Origin of the sequence: Sporofaciens sp. SGI.106 (assembly GCF_050314255.1) — a bacterium.
Taxonomy (GTDB): domain Bacteria; phylum Bacillota; class Clostridia; order Lachnospirales; family Lachnospiraceae; genus Claveliimonas.
The window spans coordinates 47,948-62,675 of record NZ_JBNPMZ010000003.1 but is presented as its reverse complement, the minus strand read 5'-3'; the positions used below and the strand labels follow the sequence as shown (position 1 = coordinate 62,675).

At 45.6% G+C, this 14,728-nt stretch carries 13 protein-coding genes; 11 read left to right on the top strand and 2 right to left on the bottom strand.

Annotated features, from left to right (window positions below; genetic code table 11):
• Positions 1-3: 3 nt before the first annotated feature.
• From ACQRCC_RS03395 to dnaJ, 5 genes are all read left to right on the top strand, one after another.
• Complete coding sequence (locus ACQRCC_RS03395; RefSeq protein ID WP_427849396.1) at positions 4-765, top strand: transposase; 762 nt, start codon at positions 4-6, stop codon at positions 763-765.
• Positions 766-961: 196 nt separating this feature from the next.
• Positions 962-2,002 carry a heat-inducible transcriptional repressor HrcA gene (hrcA, locus tag ACQRCC_RS03390; protein ID WP_427849395.1) on the top strand — a complete coding sequence of 347 codons (1,041 nt, stop codon included), beginning with the start codon at positions 962-964 and terminating at the stop codon, positions 2,000-2,002.
• Positions 2,003-2,047: 45 nt separating this feature from the next.
• Positions 2,048-2,728, top strand: coding sequence for a nucleotide exchange factor GrpE (grpE, locus tag ACQRCC_RS03385; RefSeq protein WP_427849556.1), 681 nt, complete (start codon positions 2,048-2,050; stop codon positions 2,726-2,728).
• A gap of 50 nt (positions 2,729-2,778) precedes the next feature.
• Positions 2,779-4,653 carry a molecular chaperone DnaK gene (gene dnaK / locus ACQRCC_RS03380; RefSeq protein ID WP_427849394.1) on the top strand — a complete coding sequence of 625 codons (1,875 nt, stop codon included), beginning with the start codon at positions 2,779-2,781 and terminating at the stop codon, positions 4,651-4,653.
• 103 nt (positions 4,654-4,756) lie between these two features.
• Positions 4,757-5,941, top strand: coding sequence for a molecular chaperone DnaJ (dnaJ, locus tag ACQRCC_RS03375; RefSeq protein WP_427849393.1), 1,185 nt, complete (start codon positions 4,757-4,759; stop codon positions 5,939-5,941).
• 60 nt (positions 5,942-6,001) lie between these two features.
• On the opposite strand, the gene ACQRCC_RS03370 is transcribed toward dnaJ, so the two are convergent.
• Together ACQRCC_RS03370 and ACQRCC_RS03365 are read right to left on the bottom strand one after the other, a co-directional pair.
• Positions 6,002-6,622 carry a response regulator gene (locus tag ACQRCC_RS03370; protein WP_427849555.1) on the bottom strand — a complete coding sequence of 207 codons (621 nt, stop codon included), beginning with the start codon at positions 6,620-6,622 and terminating at the stop codon, positions 6,002-6,004.
• Positions 6,623-6,626: 4 nt separating this feature from the next.
• Positions 6,627-7,748, bottom strand: coding sequence for a sensor histidine kinase (locus ACQRCC_RS03365; protein ID WP_427849392.1), 1,122 nt, complete (start codon positions 7,746-7,748; stop codon positions 6,627-6,629).
• 173 nt (positions 7,749-7,921) lie between these two features.
• On the opposite strand from ACQRCC_RS03365, the gene ACQRCC_RS03360 reads away from it, so the two are divergent.
• From ACQRCC_RS03360 to ACQRCC_RS03335, 6 genes are all read left to right on the top strand, one after another.
• Positions 7,922-8,851 (top strand): ATP-binding cassette domain-containing protein, encoded by a 930-nt coding sequence (locus ACQRCC_RS03360; protein WP_427849391.1) that lies wholly within the window; start codon positions 7,922-7,924, stop codon positions 8,849-8,851.
• Between the two features lie 13 nt (positions 8,852-8,864).
• Positions 8,865-9,989: an ABC transporter permease gene (locus ACQRCC_RS03355; protein WP_427849390.1), complete on the top strand. Its 1,125-nt coding sequence runs from the start codon at positions 8,865-8,867 to the stop codon at positions 9,987-9,989.
• Complete coding sequence (locus tag ACQRCC_RS03350; protein ID WP_427849389.1) at positions 9,976-11,130, top strand: ABC transporter permease; 1,155 nt, start codon at positions 9,976-9,978, stop codon at positions 11,128-11,130. Before ACQRCC_RS03355 ends, ACQRCC_RS03350 begins: the two co-directional genes overlap by 14 nt.
• A gap of 82 nt (positions 11,131-11,212) precedes the next feature.
• Positions 11,213-12,403 carry an iron-containing alcohol dehydrogenase gene (locus ACQRCC_RS03345; RefSeq protein ID WP_427849388.1) on the top strand — a complete coding sequence of 397 codons (1,191 nt, stop codon included), beginning with the start codon at positions 11,213-11,215 and terminating at the stop codon, positions 12,401-12,403.
• Positions 12,372-13,775 (top strand): MATE family efflux transporter, encoded by a 1,404-nt coding sequence (locus ACQRCC_RS03340; protein WP_427849387.1) that lies wholly within the window; start codon positions 12,372-12,374, stop codon positions 13,773-13,775. Before ACQRCC_RS03345 ends, ACQRCC_RS03340 begins: the two co-directional genes overlap by 32 nt.
• Position 13,776: 1 nt before the next feature.
• Positions 13,777-14,727 (top strand): ornithine cyclodeaminase family protein, encoded by a 951-nt coding sequence (locus tag ACQRCC_RS03335; RefSeq protein WP_427849386.1) that lies wholly within the window; start codon positions 13,777-13,779, stop codon positions 14,725-14,727.
• Position 14,728 lies beyond the last annotated feature (1 nt).

Sequence of the window (14,728 nt, the reverse complement as noted above, 5' to 3'; positions counted from 1 at the left end):
AAGGTGGCAACACACAGAAGAAAGAAGAGTACAACCGGTATTTATCACGTTGTAGTAAAAGGTATCAATAAAGAGAAAATATTTAATATGCAGCGTGAAAAAATATTCTTGAAGAGTATTATTCTAAAGACTTTAGGAAAAATCAAGGTTGAAATATATTCATATTGTATTATGTCTAATCATGCTCATTTTATTATCAGGGCAGAAATCGAAACGTTATCTTTATTCATGGCTAGAGTTTTGGCCGAATACGCATCTTATTATAATTATAAACACCACCGTAATGGACATGTGTTCCAGAATCGCTTCATGAGTGAATGTATCGAAAATGAGAGGTATTTCTGGACGTGTTTGAGATATATTCATTTAAATCCGGTAAAAGCGGGGATGATAAAGAATCCTGTTCGCTATAAATATAGCAGTATGGCAGATTATATGACAGAAACTACAGGAATACTGGACGAAAAGGCAGTTTTGATGTACAAGAAACATTTCGAAGATTTCCAGGCTTTTGACGCATTTCATAAAGAACGTCAGTCTGAGATATTCATAGATTATCCGGATGATATGAATAAACAATATTGTGAAATAGCGCTCCAGATTGCAGAGGAGATGTTCGAAGAAAAGCAATTGAGTTTGTTGGTGCAGGTGTTTGAGGAAAATAGAGAAGAATACATTAAGAAATTAGCGGAAACCTTAAAGATAGGTAAGCGAAGGGCACAGAAAATATGTGTGGAAACTTATAATTTAGTGGACAGCCAATAAATGGGTACAGGGGAATTGGCGGTTGGGTACACCACGAATGTCAATTGGGGACGTAGCAAAATGCATTTTGCTACGTCCCCAATATAAAAAAACTATAAACTGTGTTGACAAATGAAACCAGTAGTGCTACATTAATAATCGTAAAGATTAGCACTCGAATTTAATGAGTGCTAACAGCTAGGGAGGAGGCGGAAAGATGCAGGTCAGTGAACAGCTGGGTGAACGAAAGCTCAAAATCTTACATGCAATTATCCAGACATACTTAGAAACCGGAGAGCCGGTTGGCTCGAGAACTATTTCCAAATATACGGACCTGAATTTAAGTTCTGCTACCATTCGTAACGAGATGGCGGATCTGGAAGAGCTGGGATACATTTTACAGCCGCACACATCCGCAGGACGGATTCCTTCCGACAAAGGCTATCGGCTTTACGTAGATATGCTGATGCAGGAGAAGGAGCAGGAGTTAAATGAAATGCAGGAGCAGATGCTGGAGAAGGCAGACAAGATGGATCAGCTTCTGAAACAGGCAGCGAAAGTTCTTGCTACGAATACAAATTATGCGACAATGGTTTCTACTCCGGTGAACAGCGCTAACAAGATTAAATTCATTCAGTTATCACAGGTAGATGATGAACAGATCATTGCAGTAATCGTCCTTGGTGGTAACGTGATTAAGAATAAGATCATCAGCGTTGACGAACCGCTCAGCAATGAAAATCTTCTGAAGCTGAATATGCTTCTGAACACTACACTGAATGGAATGTCCATTGAAGAAATTAATCTGGGACTGATCGCCAGATTAAAAGAACAGGCAGGAATACACAGCGAGGTCATCAGTAACGTGCTGGACGCAGTGGCAGATGCCATTCAGGTTGATGAAGATATGCAGATTTACACCAGCGGTGCCACGAATATTTTCAAATATCCGGAGCTTTCCGATAAACAGAGTGCACAGGAAATCATCAGTGCCTTTGAGGAAAAGCAGCAGCTCACCGAACTGGTAACCCAGACTTTATCCCAGGAGGAAAATACAGGAATTCAGGTGTATATCGGTGATGAGACGCCGGTTCAGACCATGAAGGACTGCAGTGTTGTGACAGCAACCTATGAATTGGGAGAAGGAATGAAGGGAACAATCGGTATTATCGGACCGAAACGTATGGATTATGAACATGTATTAAAATCACTGAAGCGTTTGCAGAGTGAACTGGATGCGATTTTCCATAAACAGTAAAAAGTGTTAAGAAAGGTGGATTAACCCTTGGATAAGAATCAGGAAATGAATCAGGAAAAGAGCCAGGAAGAAATGGTAAAAGAAGCTGTCGAGGAAGCAAAAAAAGCAGCTGAACAGGCAGCGGTTGCAGAGGAAACTTCTGATGCCGGTGATTCTAAAGAAAAACCTCTTGATGCAAAAGCATCTGAAGAGACAGAGGCAGCAGGAGAGGCAGAAGAAACCGAAGCTTCCGAAGAGGCAGAAGCCGGAGAAAAGAAAGGAAAGTTCTTTGGCAAGAAAAATAAAAAAGACAAAAAAGACGAGAAAATTGAAGAGCTTACCGATAAGCTGACTCGTCAGATGGCAGAGTTTGATAACTTCCGCAAACGTACCGAGAGAGAAAAATCTCAGATGTACGAAATAGGAGCGAAAGATATCATAGAAAAAATCCTTCCGGTAGTAGACAATTTCGAGAGAGGTCTCGGAGCTGTCAGTGAGGAAGAAAAGGCAGATCCGTTCATTCAGGGAATGGATAAGATTTATAAGCAGCTGATGACCACACTGGAAGAGGCAGGAGTGAAACCGATCGAGGCAGTAGGTCAGGAATTCAATCCGGATTTCCACAACGCAGTGATGCATGTGGAGGACGAAAACTTCGGTGAAAACATCGTAGCAGAAGAATTCCAGAAAGGTTACATGTACCGTGAATCTGTAGTGAGACACAGTATGGTAAAGGTTGCAAATTAACAGCCAAAACATTTTTTAAGAATAAAATAGTAAAACAGGAGGAATAAATCATGGGAAAAATCATTGGTATTGACTTAGGTACAACAAATAGCTGTGTAGCCGTTATGGAAGGCGGACAGCCGGTAGTTATCGCAAATACAGAAGGCGCAAGAACAACACCATCTGTTGTTGCATTTACAAAAACAGGAGAGCGTCTAGTAGGTGAGCCTGCAAAACGTCAGGCAGTTACAAATGCTGAGAAGACGATTTCATCCATCAAAAGAGAAATGGGAACTGATTACAAAGTAACCATCGATGGAAAGAAATATTCTCCACAGGAAATTTCTGCAATGATTCTTCAGAAGCTGAAAGCAGACGCAGAAGGATATCTGGGCGAGAAGGTTACAGAGGCAGTTATTACAGTTCCTGCATATTTTAATGACGCACAGCGTCAGGCAACCAAGGATGCAGGTAAGATTGCCGGTCTGGATGTAAAGCGTATTATCAACGAGCCTACAGCAGCAGCTCTGGCTTATGGTCTTGATAATGAAAGAGAGCAGAAGATCATGGTATATGACCTTGGTGGTGGTACATTCGATGTATCTGTTATCGAGATTGGTGACGGCGTTATCGAAGTATTATCTACAGCAGGTAATAACAGACTTGGTGGAGATGACTTCGACCAGAAGATTACAGATTATATGCTTTCCGAGTTCAAGAGAATGGAAGGTGTAGACTTATCCACAGATAAGATGGCACTTCAGAGATTGAAAGAAGCTGCAGAGAAAGCTAAGAAAGAGTTATCATCTGCAACAACAACCAATATCAACCTGCCATTCATCACAGCAACCGCTGAAGGACCGAAGCATTTTGATATGAACCTTACAAGAGCAAAATTCAACGAACTGACACATGATCTGGTTGAAAAGACAGCAGAGCCTGTAACAAGAGCACTGTCTGACGCCGGAATCACAGCATCTGAGCTTGGTCAGGTACTTCTGGTTGGTGGTTCTACACGTATCCCGGCTGTACAGGATAAGGTAAAACAGCTGACAGGAAAAGAGCCTAGCAAATCTCTGAACCCGGATGAGTGTGTAGCACTTGGTGCATCCGTACAGGGTGGTAAATTAGCAGGAGATGCAGGTGCAGGAGATATCCTTCTTCTGGATGTTACTCCACTGTCACTGTCTATCGAGACAATGGGTGGTGTAGCTACAAGACTGATTGAGAGAAATACAACAATTCCTACAAAGAAGAGCCAGATTTTCTCAACAGCAGCAGATAACCAGACAGCAGTAGATATCAATGTTGTACAGGGTGAGAGACAGTTCGCAAGAGATAACAAATCTCTCGGCCAGTTCAGACTGGATGGAATTCCGCCGGCACCACGTGGAATCCCGCAGATTGAAGTAACCTTCGATATTGATGCAAATGGTATTGTAAATGTATCCGCAAAAGACCTTGGAACAGGAAAAGAACAGCACATTACAATCACAGCAGGTTCCAACATGTCCGATGAGGATATCGAGAAAGCAGTAAAAGAGGCAGCAGCATTCGAAGCACAGGATAAGAAGCGTAAAGAAGGAATCGACGCAAAGAACGATGCAGACGCAATGGTATTCCAGACCAAGAAGGCAATGGAAGAAGTTGGCGACAAGATTGATGCAGCTGACAAGGCAGCAGTAGAAGCAGACTGCAAGGCTCTGGAGGAATTACTTGCAAAGGTTAACATGGACAGCATGTCTGATGCAGAAGTTGCAGAGATCAAAGCAGGTAAAGAGAAACTGATGGCAAGCGCTCAGAAATTATTTACAAAGGTTTATGAGCAGGCAGGAGCTGCAGCAGGAGCACAGGGAGCAGGCCCGAATCCGGGAGCAGGAGCAGGTCCGGCACCGGAAGGATTCTCTGGCGACGATGTAGTAGACGGAGACTACAAAGAAGTCTAAAAAGTATATCATAAAATGTATTCCGGGGAACCTGGCAGGATTGCCGGGCCTCCCGGAATTTCCTCATGTAAAAATGACTACTTTGTGAAGGAGAGAAAGAACCATGGCAGAAGCAAAAAGAGACTACTATGAAGTGCTTGGTGTCAGCAAAGATGCTGATGAAGCAACTTTGAAGAAAGCATATAGAAAAGTAGCCAAGAAGTACCATCCGGATATGAATCCCGGAGATGCGGAGGCAGAGAAGAAATTCAAAGAAGCATCAGAAGCTTATGCGGTGCTCAGTGATCCGGAAAAACGTCGTCAGTACGATCAGTTCGGTCATGCGGCATTTGAAGGCGGTGCAGGCGGTGCCGGTGGATTCGGCGGTTTTGATTTCAATGGTGCCGATTTCAGTGATATCTTTGGTGATATTTTCGGAGATCTGTTTGGCGGAGGCCGCAGAGGAGGCCGTGCAAGTCAGGGACCGATGAAAGGCATGAATATTAGAAAGAGCGTGCGCATTACATTTGAAGAGGCGGTATTTGGCTGTGAAAAAGAACTGGATGTGGTACTGAAGGATCCATGTACCAAGTGTGGCGGAACCGGCGCAAAACCGGGAACATCTCCGGAGACCTGTCCGAAATGTGGAGGAAAAGGCCAGGTTGTATACACACAGCAGTCCTTCTTTGGAACCGTTCAGAATGTGCAGACCTGTCCGGATTGCGGCGGAACAGGTAAGATTATTAAAGAAAAATGTCCGGATTGCGGCGGAACAGGATATGTGTCCAGTAAGAAGAAAATTTCCGTTTCTATTCCGGCAGGTATTGATAACGGACAGAGTGTGAGAATCCGTGAAAAAGGAGAGCCGGGCGTAAACGGAGGTCCGAGAGGAGATCTTCTGGTAGAGGTAAGCGTATCCAGACACCCGATTTTCCAGCGTCAGGATATGCACATCTTCTCAACCGTTCCGATTACTTATGCTCAGGCAGCATTGGGAGCAGATATCCGTATTAAGACGGTAGATGGTGAAGTGCTCTATAACGTAAAACCGGGAACAAAGACGGATACGAAGGTGCGCCTGAAAGGAAAAGGAGTTCCTTCTGTGAGAAATTCCCAGGTTCGCGGCGACCACTATGTAACACTTGTCATCCAGACACCGGAACATCTGAGCGCGGAAGCCAAAGAAGCACTCCGCAGATTCGATGAGCTGACAGGCAATTCCCTGAATCAGGCATCCGGCGATGAGGGAAAAGGAAAACCAAAAAAGAAAGGTTTTATGGATAAAGTAAAAGAGGCCTTTGATGATTAATTCATCAGGGGCCTCTCCTTTTGTTCTAATTCAGGTACATTTCTAAGTCTTCAGAAGGCTTTACCGGTGTTGATAATAAAACACGGCGAGCTGTGTCCGATCCCGGAGCTGTAATTTGTCCAGAATACTGCTCAAATAGTTCCGCACAGTTCCCTCACTCAGATAGAGATGTTCTGCAATTTCCCGGTTACTGAGTCCTTCGGCAACCAGAGTAATAATTTCGTATTCTCTTGATCCAATGTCATAATTTTCGTAATCAAAGTCTGTATTTTTCTTAAGAAGTCCGGGGATGCGGGACATGATTTCTGTTCCAAATACGGTCTGACCGGTGCAGACTGCCCGGATAGCAGGAATGATGCTGGTATAATCCTGCTTCAGAAGATATCCTTTTGCTCCCAATTTCAGCGCTTTTACTATATATTCGTCATCAGAGAAGGTGGTAAGAAGAAGGATTCTTGCCTCCGGAAATTCCTTTAATATCTGCTCTGATGCGTCCAGTCCGCTCATATTCTTCATGCGGATATCCATGAGGAGAACGTCAGGTTTGCATTTTCGGTAGAGGGAGACAGCATCCGATCCGTCTGCTCCGATTTCGGCAACGCGCAGCTCCTTATCTGCTTCCAGAATGGTTTTCAGAGCATTTGCTACTAATATATCATCGTCTACGATAACGATATTTATCATGTCAGAAATCCTCCTTTTTTGGAATGGTAATAAAAATGCGGAATCCATTCTTCGTCTGAATCTGGATGTGTCCATTCAGGGCATTTACCCTTTCCTGCATATTGGTAAGGCCAAGCTGCTGGGTGGAACAGGAAAAATCCCAGTCGTCAGGATTGCAGGGTTTCCCGTCTGAGCAGGAGCCTGCGGCGGCAGTTGTCCCGTTGTCTTCGATAATCAGCTGATAGATTCCGGGGTGTTCACGGACAATGATGGATGCGCTGGTTGCATTACTGTGTCTGGAAATGTTGTTCAGAGCTTCCTTTACAATCGTAATGAAACTATATTTCACTGTGCGAGGGACTTCATACCCCATGTCGTATTCCAGTGTCAGCCTGCAGAAAGTAAAGGAATTTACAATTTCTGTCAGGGCTTCTTTCAGATTAATGGATTCATCGTGCAGGTCGTGCACACTTTCCCGTACATTATTCATGGCAGTGTTCAGCGTGTTTTCCAGCTGTTCCAGGTGAGGCTTCAGAGTATCTTCCTGATTCAATGCCCGGATCGCCCCGGTCATAAGAATTGCGCGGGAGAGCATATGCCCCACATTGTCATGGATTTCTCTGGCGATTCGGTTTCGCTCTTTCAGTGTGGCGGCGTAAATCTCAGAATTTTGTTTTTCCAGCAGGGCCTGATTTTTTTCCTTCAGTAGGAGGTTACGCTCAACACCGTCATCCCGGGTTTTTTTATAAGCCTGTGTCAGGTACTCGTTTTCGGCGGAACGACTTTGCAGGAGCATAGCGATCATACATCCGGGAATCAGGAAGAAGCATATGATCGAATACGAATGTCTGAGTGCCAGCAGGGCTATTGTTCCTTCTGCTGCGATTAAAAGGCGGCTTCTGTGTTCCAGAAGACCATAAAGGATGACAGGAAAGAACAGGGCAAAGGCATGATTGACCATGAAAAGCGGGGTAAATGCTGTGGACAGCAGGAAGGCAATGCATTTTTTTGAGCTGTAATAGCATGCGGAGGCATAGATGACAGCGCACAAAAATGCCACAAGGAAGGCGGTATCTGCTTTCTGTGACAATACAGCTCCAAAACAATATATGAGAATAACCAGCCAGTCGGATAAGCGTTTCATAAAAATCTCCCATCTGATATTACATTTGTCATGTGAAATGCTGACACGAAACACTTTCATTATAAATTGGCAATGATTATACTACAAGTGACAAATGTCAGAAAAGCCGCCGCACATGACTGTGCAAATGCGGTAAATTACATTTTAAAGTGAAAATATCTGGAGGGAAGACTATGGTTAGAATTACGAATCTGGTGAAGAGATATGGAAATCTTGTGGCACTTGACCACCTGAATCTGGAAATAAAAGAGGGAGAAATATTCGGGCTTCTGGGACCGAATGGATCGGGAAAGACAACAGCCATTAATTGCATGCTGGCATTGCTAAAATACGATAAAGGAAGCATTCGGATTATGGGACAGGATATGCATCCGGACAGCTATGACGTGAAACGGAACATCGGAGTGGTGATGCAGAATGTGGCAGTTTTCGAGCAGATGACGGTGCGGGAAAATATTGATTATTTCTGTGGACTCTATATTCAGGATAAAAAGAAGCGGGAAGAGCTGGTGGATGAGGCGATCCGGTTTGTGGGACTGGAGGATTACCAGAAAATGCGTCCGGGAAAATTGTCCGGCGGTCTCCTGCGCAGACTGAACATTGCCTGCGGCATCGCCCATAAGCCCAGGCTGATCATTATGGATGAGCCGACGGTTGCCGTGGATCCCCAGAGCAGAAATAAGATTCTGGAGGGAATTCTGGAACTGAACCGACAGGGCTCTACAATCATTTATACTTCTCATTATATGGAAGAAGTGGAGCAGATCTGTTCCCGGATAGCAATCATCGATCACGGACAGGTGCTGGCAACGGGAACGAAAGAAGAACTGAAAAGTATGATCAAGACGGGAGAGACCATTACCATTGAGGCAATCTCACTGGAACCGGGACAGCTTGCAGGAATCCGTGAGCTTCCCCATGTGTTTGACATTTCCTATGAGGATCAGGTGCTGAAAATCCGTTTGAGCGGGGCGAAGCATAATCTGGTGCGGATTCTTCATTATCTGGAAGAACAGGATATTTCTTTTGGAAGAGTATTCTCCGAACTTCCGACACTTAATGATGTATTCCTGGAAATCACAGGAAAAGAGCTGAGAGATTAAGGGGGCGTAAAAAATGCTGCATTTAATGAAATACCAGTTTAAACAGACGGTTCGGGAAGTGTCCATTATGTTCTGGGCACTGGTGTTCCCCATCATTCTGGGAATCTTTTTCTACGTTTCCTTTGGAAACAGTGATATGGGAGAAAATATGGAAATGCTGCCGGTGGCGGTAGTGGAAACAGAAAATGCAGATTCTGAAGAGCCATTTCTGGAATATCTGGGCCATCTGGATGGTGACATCATAAAAGTAAAGGTTATGGAGGAGAAGAAGGCGATAAAGGCTTTGGAGGAAGATGAAGTGGAAGGCATTTTCTATGCAGGGGAGGAGCCGGAGCTTACCGTGGCAAAATCTGAGATTGAGCAGAGCATTCTGAAATCCCTGCTGGACACGTATCAGAAGAATGCAAAGATGATCATGACAGTGGCAGAACATCATCCGGAAAAACTGAATGAGGCAATGGATGAGTTGGGCGATTGGCGGGAGACAACGGAGGAAGTCAGCGTGGGCGGCAGGACGATGAATCCGAACATTACCTATTTCTTTGCCCTGATTGCCTATGCATGCCTGTCCGGAGCGTTTCTGGGAGTGAAAGGCTGCTGTGACAGCCAGGCAAATCTGTCGGCACTGGGTGCAAGGCAGTGCATTACACCGACACATAAGATGAGGATGCTTTTGTCCGTATTTTTTGTGCTTTTTGGGATTCATTTTGTAAATATTATGGTTTTGACGGCCTTTATCCGTTTCGTGCTGGGAATTGATCTGGGGGGAAACCCGGGAGGAATCATTCTGGTAAATCTTATGGGAAGCATGATCGGAGTTTCAGCCGGAATTCTGCTTGGAAGTGTCAGCAGATTATCATTTGGTGTGAAAATGGGATTTACGGTAATGGTTACACTGGTTCCGGGATTTTTTGCAGGCCTTATGTTTGGAGATATGAAAAATATTCTGGAACAGCATGCTCCGATTGTAAACCGGCTGAATCCGGCGGCAGTGCTCAGTGATTCTTATTACTGTATGGCGGTATTTAATGATGCTGCGCGGATGAACAGGAATCTTCTGACTCTGTTTCTGATGAGTGCAGGGTTCGTGCTGGTGGCATTTCTGGTGACAAGGAGGGAACGATATGACAGTATTTAAGGGATTTATAACGCTGATTAAACGGAATATTTTTATGTGTATCCTGTATCTTGTCATCTTCATGTCCATCTGCATTTCCATACAGATGCTGACCGGAGGGAAGGGAACCACCCAATTTGAGGAAGAGCGTCTGAAAATCACGGTTATTGACAGGGATGGAGGGGATCTGGCGGAAAGTTTGAAGGAATACCTTGGGGAAAAGCATGATCTGGTGACATTGAAAGATGATGAAAATGTGATCCAGGAGAATCTGTTTTACCGAAATATCTATTACGTACTGACGATTCCGGAAGGATTTGAAGAAAAATGCCTGGATGGAACCGAAAAGCTTAAAACAACGAAAATTCCGGGAACTACCAGTGCTTTCTATGTGGACCAACAGATTGATACCTTCCTCAATGATGTGCGGGTGCTGAAAGCGTCCGGGTTTACAGTAGAAGAAGCTGTGGAGGAAGTGAAAAAAATCGGGGATATGAAAACAGAGGTAACATTGCTGGATAAAAACGGGTACGGCGGTGAACGGCCGGCTCATGCATATATGTTTCAGTTCATGCCTTATATGATGATTTCGGTGCTGTGCTACATTATTGGTTTTATTATGATTGCTTATCGGAAGAAGGATGTCCGACAGAGAATCCGCTGTTCCGCTACCTCCCTTTTCAGTCAGAATTTACAGCTTGTAATGGGATATATTGTCTTTGGAATCGGATTCTGGATCATCTGCATGCTGATGCCGACGGTGTTATACACGAAAGACTTTGTGACAGACCGGAATCTGGGATATTATCTGCTGAATTCTTTTGTTATGATGCTGGTATCGCTGTCTATCTCATTCTGTGTGGGTGTTCTGGTAGAGCGGGAAGAGATTGTCAACGGAGTGGTCAACGTGATCTCTTTGGGCATGAGCTTCACCTGCGGTGTATTCGTTTCCATGAGTGTGCTTGGAAAAGGAGTTCGCGCCGTGGCACATTTCCTGCCCGTGTACTGGTATGAGATTGTAAATGAAACCATTGCCGATAATGGGGCACTTTCCGCCTCGCAGCAGACGGCGGTCTGGCAGGGCATCGGGATACAATTGCTGTTCGCGGCAGCTATACTTGGTGTGGGAATGATGCTTAGCAAACGCGGCAGTCAGGAATAATATTATCTATGGAAGAAACCTTCCGTATGTGTTACAATCTTTACAGAGTGAAAGGTTGAGAAACAGATACGGGAGGTTTTTTATGCAGAATTTCAGACAATATACACCAACGGAGATTGTATTTGGAAAGGATACGCAAAAAGAGGCCGGACATCTGGCAAAAAAATGGGGCGCATCCAGGGTGTTGATCATCTATGGCGGCGGAAGCGTAGTAAGAAGCGGTCTTCTGGATACGGTGAAGGAAGCGCTTGACGAGGAAGGAATGGAACATGCTGAGCTTGGAGGTGTACAGCCAAATCCAAGGCTGTCACTGGCAAGAGAGGGTGTGCAACAAGCGATTGATTTCCAGGCAGATTTGATTCTTGCAGTGGGCGGCGGAAGTGTAATTGACACTGCAAAAGCAATAGCCATCGGTGCCGCAAATCCGGGAAAGGATATCTGGGACGTGTTCTGGATGGGACAGGAACCGGTGACACGGGCACTTCCGACAGGAGTGGTACTTACCATCGCGGCAGCCGGCAGTGAGACCAGTGAATCCGCGGTTCTGACGAATACAGATACGGGGAAGAAGACCGGACTCAGCACAGAGTTCAACCGCCCGAGATTCGCCATTATGAACCCGGAGCTTGCGGCTACTCTGCCGAAGTACCAGGTGGCATGCGGAGTGGTCGATATTATGATGCATACCCTTGAGCGGTATTTTACACCGGTCTCTGAGGGGAATCAGATGACGGATGAGATCGCAGAGGGGCTTCTGCGGACTGTGATTGAAAATGGGAAAAAAGCGTGGGAGAATCCGACGGATTATGAAGCTATGAGCGAAGTGATGTGGTGCGGAAGCCTCTCGCACAATGGGATTACCGGGCTTGGAAGACCCAAGGATTTCCTGAATCATAAGCTGGGTCATGAGCTGGGGGCCATGTTTGATGAAGCTCACGGGGCCACACTCTCCGCAGTGTGGGGAAGCTGGGCCCGTTACGTATACAGGCTGGATGTGGCAAGATTTGCCCGATATGGAAGAAAGGTCTGGGGAATAGAAGAAGAACAGGAGGAGGAAGCTGCGCTTCAGGCAATTGCGGCAACGGAAAACTACTTCCGTTCCATAGGGATGCCGGTGTGTCTGGGTCAGATGGAAATGGGAGTACAGCCGGATGAAGTTCTAAAAGATCTGGCATGGCGTGCCACAAAGGGAGACACGGTTTGGCTGGGCTCTTTTATGAAAATGAATGCGCAGAATATGTATGAAATCTATAAAGCAGCAAACCACGGATAATCTGAATATTAACTGGAAGAATTTTTATCGCAGCGTATTTGCACTGGTGATACCAATGGCACTGCAGAATCTGATCAATGTAGGTGTTACGGCAGCGGATGTGATCATGCTTGGCAAAGTGGGAGAGAAGGTGCTTTCCGGCGCGTCGCTGGCGGGGCAGATACAGTTTATCATGATGCTGATCTTCATGGGCATCACCTCGGGGGCAACGGTTCTGACGGCACAATACTGGGGAAAGAAGGATACCCGGACGATTGAGAGGATTCTGGGCATGGGACTTTCGGCAGCACTTTTGATTGCGGCCCTCTTCGCGGCTGCAGCAATCTTTATTCCGCAGCCGCTGATGAAAATCTACACTTCAGACCCGGAGGTCATTAAAGAAGGAGTGAAATACCTTCAGATTGTAGGAATTTCCTATGTTTTTATGGCGGTTACCCAGGTGTATCTTAACATCATGCGGAGCATTGAACGGGTGCTGATAGCTACGATCGTTTATCTGGTGTCTCTTCTGGTAAATATCAGCATCAATGCGGTGCTGATCTTCGGATTATTTGGTGCTCCGGCTCTGGGAATCCGGGGCGCGGCAATCGGAACACTGTGTGCCCGGATCGTGGAGATGATGATCGTATTTTTCTATGCATTCGTGAAAAACAAAGTGGTTCGCATCCGGTTTGGCGATATGATCCATATTGACAAGATCCTGCTGAAGGATTATCTGGTTTATGCCATGCCTGTGGTGCTCAATGAGATGATGTGGGGGATGGGAAGCTCTGCAAACACGGCGGTCATCGGGCATCTGGGAAGTGCGGCGGTCGCAGCCAATTCTGTTGCTCAGGTGGCGAGGCAGCTGGCAACGGTGGTGGCGTTCGGTATCTGCAATGCCACGGCAATTTATCTGGGGAAAACCATCGGTGAGCGCAAACTGGAGCATGCGAAGGCTTATGCGAAGCGCTTTATCTGGCTGAGTGTGATCCTGGGCATTTTGGGCGGCGCCATGATCCTGCTTGCGGCACCCATTGCAAATGCCAATCTTGCTCTTACCGGAGAGGCAAAGGAATATCTGTCATTTATGTTTTTTGTCATGTCCTATTTTACCTTCGGACAGTGCTGGAACAGTACGATGGTAGTGGGCATCTTCCGCTCCGGCGGAGATACCAGATTTGGTCTGATTATGGATGTGTCGACTATGTGGGGATGTTCCATATTATTGGGAGCGATTGCGGCCTTTGTATTCCATGCCAGTGTGCCGGTGGTTTATGTAATATTAATGAGTGATGAAATAATTAAGATGCCGATTACATGGAAAAGGTATAAAAGTTATAAATGGCTCCGGGATGTGACCCGGGAAAAAGAAGAACTGGAGGGAGCGTAAAATGGTTATTTTAAGCAAAGAGGAAATTGAGGCGTTGATTGACCCGAATGAAATGATGGACACCATCGAAGAGGCATACCGTATATTTGGGGCAAATGAATTCTATATGCCGCCCAGACCGGTGGTAGAGCATGAGAACAAGACACTGATGTATATGCCGTGTTACACAAAAGAGATTATTGGAACAAAAATTCTCAGCATTTTCCCTGAAAATACAAAGCTGGGTCTTCCGTCTATTGATGGGGTGGTTCTGTTAAATGACCAGCAGACAGGAGTTCCTGTTGCCGTGATGGATGGGCAATCTGTGACAGCCTGGAGAACCGGAGCAGTCGGTGGTGTGGGAATCCGACATCTGTCCAGAAAAGATGCGCATTCCGTGGGAATCGTAGGAGCGGGGGTACAGGGATTCCATCTGGCACTGTATGCGTGTGCCGCAAGAGACATCCACACCGTGTATGTATTCAATCACAGTGACAGAAATCTGACCGATTATCTGGCAAGGCTTCAGAAAGCTATTGCGGACCCGTCGGTAGAAGTAGTACAATGTAAGACGGTGGAAGAACTGGTAAAGGCAAGTGATATTATCTGTACGGCGACCCCGGCAACATCACCGGTACTGCCCAACGATGCAGAACTCTTAAGAGGTAAATGTATCATTGCTATCGGTTCTTATACACCGGAGATGAGAGAAATCCCGGATGTCATCTGGGATCTGGTGGACAATGTATATATTGAACTTCCGTATGCATGTGAGGAAAGTGGCGACTTGAGCCAGCCGCTTGCACAAGGACGACTTACCATGGACAGAACTGTTCTCATGGATCAGTTTTTAAAGTCCGGAGCAGATGAAAATGAAATCACAAAAGGCACCACCTACTTCAAATCTGTAGGAATGGGACTTTTTGATGTGTGCATTGCACAGAAATTATTAGAGAAAGCAAAGGAGAGATAAT

Coding starts and splice junctions, on each gene's coding strand:
- hrcA (WP_427849395.1), top strand. CDS start 962: ATGCAGGTCAGTGAACAGCTGGGTGAACGAAAGCTCAAAATCTTACAT.
- grpE (WP_427849556.1), top strand. CDS start 2,048: ATGAATCAGGAAAAGAGCCAGGAAGAAATGGTAAAAGAAGCTGTCGAG.
- dnaK (WP_427849394.1), top strand. CDS start 2,779: ATGGGAAAAATCATTGGTATTGACTTAGGTACAACAAATAGCTGTGTA.
- dnaJ (WP_427849393.1), top strand. CDS start 4,757: ATGGCAGAAGCAAAAAGAGACTACTATGAAGTGCTTGGTGTCAGCAAA.
- ACQRCC_RS03365 (WP_427849392.1), bottom strand. CDS start 7,748: ATGAAACGCTTATCCGACTGGCTGGTTATTCTCATATATTGTTTTGGA.
- ACQRCC_RS03360 (WP_427849391.1), top strand. CDS start 7,922: ATGGTTAGAATTACGAATCTGGTGAAGAGATATGGAAATCTTGTGGCA.
- ACQRCC_RS03355 (WP_427849390.1), top strand. CDS start 8,865: ATGCTGCATTTAATGAAATACCAGTTTAAACAGACGGTTCGGGAAGTG.
- ACQRCC_RS03350 (WP_427849389.1), top strand. CDS start 9,976: ATGACAGTATTTAAGGGATTTATAACGCTGATTAAACGGAATATTTTT.
- ACQRCC_RS03345 (WP_427849388.1), top strand. CDS start 11,213: ATGCAGAATTTCAGACAATATACACCAACGGAGATTGTATTTGGAAAG.
- ACQRCC_RS03340 (WP_427849387.1), top strand. CDS start 12,372: ATGAAATCTATAAAGCAGCAAACCACGGATAATCTGAATATTAACTGG.
- ACQRCC_RS03335 (WP_427849386.1), top strand. CDS start 13,777: ATGGTTATTTTAAGCAAAGAGGAAATTGAGGCGTTGATTGACCCGAAT.